The following is a 3,136-nucleotide window of genomic DNA, read 5'->3' as shown; positions in this document are numbered from 1 at the left end:
GTGGGCCCCGCGAGCGCCCCGTCCGGGATGGCCCGCACCACCGGCAGGACCCCGTCCACCGCCCTCCCCAGCAGCTCACCGATGCATCCATTTAAGGGTTGTTAGGGCTTGCCCTGACCGTCTGTAAGACGCTTGATTGCAAAGTATGAGTATTTAGCTAGTCAAATAGTTAAAACAGCGTATACGAGCAATTAGAGGGAATCCAAGAAAGTCCTAAGAGAGGGTTTGATCTTTTCTTTTAGCGAGTGCGAGTGAACGCTGCAAGTAAAATGTGAGCGTGGTTTTCGCTCACTCCTTTTTTTGATGATTTTGACTTTGGATTTTACATTTTTGAAAAAAATAAAAAATAGGCGAAGCCTATATATATATTTATCTTATATATTTTAATCTTTTAATCTTTTGCGTCAAAAAAAAGTGAGTGTTTTCAAGGGTTTATAGAATTATATAAGTACAAAAAACTATGTACATAAGTACAAAAAACTATGTACATAAGTACAAAAAACTATGTACATAAGTACTTTTTTGTTAGGTAAGTACTTATGTTGTGGTATAATAAAAGCATGAAGAACAATTCTTTGGTCAGATTTTCTTCATGCCTATCTAAAATCACTCACAAAGGAGCAGTTTTCTATGACTAGTATACCAAAAAATGAACAAAATCAGAAGCAGGTGCAAATCTTGAACGAATTATCAAAACGTAAAGTGGTCGAGCATAATTCTTTAATCACATCTATTGCCAAAATGGATAAAACCCCACTGAAAATGTTTGAATTAGCCGTATCGTGCATTGATACAGAAGAACCACCAAAAGATCATACGGTTTATTTGTCAAAAGCAGAACTGTTTGCCTTTTTTAAAGTGGACGACAGCAATAAACACACACGTTTTAAACAGGCAGTCGAGAATATGCAGAAACAAGCCTTTTTCAAAATTAAAGAAAAAAAAGAACATGGATTTGAATTTGAAAATATTGTGCCGATTCCCTATGTTAAGTGGACGGATTATCATGATGAGGTAACGATCCGATTTAGTCCTGAAATTATGCCGTATTTAATCAATTTAAAACAAAATTTCACGCAACACGCTTTGTCTGATCTTGCAGAACTCAATAGCAAGTATTCCATTATCTTGTATCGCTGGTTATCTATGAATTATAACCAATACGAGCATTATAGTTATAAGGGTGGGCGGAGAGAAGAACAAGTGGAAGCCTACCGCAATCCTTCAATTTCCATGCGAGAATTACGAGAAATGACGGACACGGTCAATGAATACAAATTATTCACTAACTTTAGCAAGAAAGTTTTAGATAAACCCCTTGAAGAAATCAATGATCGGACCTCATTTAATATTGCCTATGAGAAAGTGAAAAAAGGTAAAAGCATTGATTCTATTGTCTTTCATATCACGAAAAAACGTCGAGCAGACGATAACAGTTATAAGCTAGAGGACAAGACCTACAAGGAAGCGAAAGCCGAAAAAGAATTATCAAACCAAACACTTGCAGGTAAAGCGTTAGAAAGTAGATATACAAGGTTATTGCTTGAAAATTTCCTTTTATCGCCTTATGAAATGACAGATACATCACTTATGGCTGGCTTGCAAAAAAATGTTTATCCAAAGTATGACGAACTCAAAACATTACGAGGACTTGAGGGGGTCAAAAAGCACCTCTCATACGTTCGTGAGAAGCAAGAACCTTATTCAAAAGGGAACGTTGCAAAGTATCTTAAAAAGGCAGTTGATCAGTATTTGCCAACTGTGAAATTACAAGACCTTGACCAACCAGAACGTGCAAGTGTTCGAGGTAAAGGAGCAAGCCATGAGTGAGAATCTAAAAACGATCAAAGAGCTTGCGGATGAGTTGGGTGTATCAAAAAAGAAAATTCATTATCAAGTATCTAAATTAGATAGTAATTTGATACAGAGATTAGACGGTACTATCTATCTTAACAACGCTGCTATAAAAGTGATTAAAGGGAATATTGGATATGTCCCTAAAACTAAATTAGATAGTGTTGGTGTCCAAAATAGACAGTATTTAGATACCAAATTAGACACCGTAAATACAAGTTTAATTGATGAAAAAAATGAACGAATCAATTATCTAAAAGAGCAAATAAAGAATAAAGATAATCAAATATCTGTTAAAGACGAACAGATAAAAAGTTTAGTAGACGTACAAAAACAAACTCAAAATCTTTTAGATCAGCAACAACGACTAGCCTTACAAGATAAAAAGTTGTTAGAAGAATACAAAGCAGAAAATGACAGCTTAAAAGCTCTCAAAATGCCCTCACAGGAAACAGAATTCAAACACTTAGACAATCAATATAAAGATGAAGTGAACGCTCTTAAAGAGAAGTTGGAAAATTTGCAGGAACAAATCAAAGATCAAAAAAGGATAGAAGAACAAGAAAAACCAAGAAAATGGTGGGGACTATGGCGAAAATAGATGATTCAGTTAAAAAGAAAGTTCCAGAATTAAGGTTTCCGGGATTTACGGATGATTGGGAAGAGCGTAAGTTAGGAGAATTATCTAATATTGTTGGTGGTGGAACACCAAGTACATCGAACCCTGAATACTGGGACGGTGATATTGATTGGTATGCACCAGCTGAAATTGGAGAACAAAGTTATGTTAGTAAAAGTAAAAAGACTATTACTGAACTAGGTCTAAAGAAGAGTTCAGCTCGAATTTTACCAGTAGGAACCGTCTTATTTACTTCTCGTGCTGGTATCGGAAACACCGCTATATTAGCCAAAGAAGCTACAACTAATCAAGGGTTTCAATCAATTGTTCCTGATCAAAATAAACTTGATAGTTATTTTATTTTTTCAAGAACTAATGAGCTCAAGCGATATGGGGAAGTCACCGGTGCAGGATCTACTTTTGTTGAGGTTTCAGGTAAGCAAATGTCGAAAATGTCGATTATGGTACCTGAACTTTCAGAACAACAAAAAATCGGGTCATTCTTTAAACAGTTAGACGATACTATCGCTCTTCATCAACGTAAGTTAGATTTATTGAAAGAACAGAAAAAAGGCTTTTTACAAAAGATGTTCCCTAAAAATGGTGCCAAAGTTCCTGAATTGCGATTTGCGGGGTTTGCTGACGATTGGGAACAGCGTAAGT

3 protein-coding genes are annotated in these 3,136 nt (G+C 35.9%); all 3 read left to right on the top strand.

Annotation, left to right across the window (positions count from 1 at the left end):
* Window positions 1-630: 630 nt before the first annotated feature.
* Entirely contained in the window at window positions 631-1,830 is a 1,200-nt protein-coding gene (locus tag AB0N16_RS41535; RefSeq protein ID WP_063283645.1) for a RepB family plasmid replication initiator protein, read from the top strand.
* 412 nt (window positions 1,831-2,242) lie between these two features.
* Window positions 2,243-2,455 (top strand): DNA-binding protein, encoded by a 213-nt coding sequence (locus AB0N16_RS41530; protein ID WP_200416660.1) that lies wholly within the window; start codon window positions 2,243-2,245, stop codon window positions 2,453-2,455.
* A partial coding sequence (locus tag AB0N16_RS41525) for a restriction endonuclease subunit S (RefSeq protein WP_365806010.1) occupies window positions 2,443-3,136 on the top strand: 694 nt, incomplete at its 3' end. The genes AB0N16_RS41530 and AB0N16_RS41525, both read left to right, overlap by 13 nt.

Origin of the sequence: Streptomyces sp. NPDC051105 (genome assembly GCF_040682795.1) — a bacterium.
Lineage (GTDB): Bacteria > Actinomycetota > Actinomycetes > Streptomycetales > Streptomycetaceae > Streptomyces.
The sequence above is the reverse complement of the archived record's forward strand: the minus strand, read 5'-3'. Positions and strand labels throughout refer to the sequence as shown.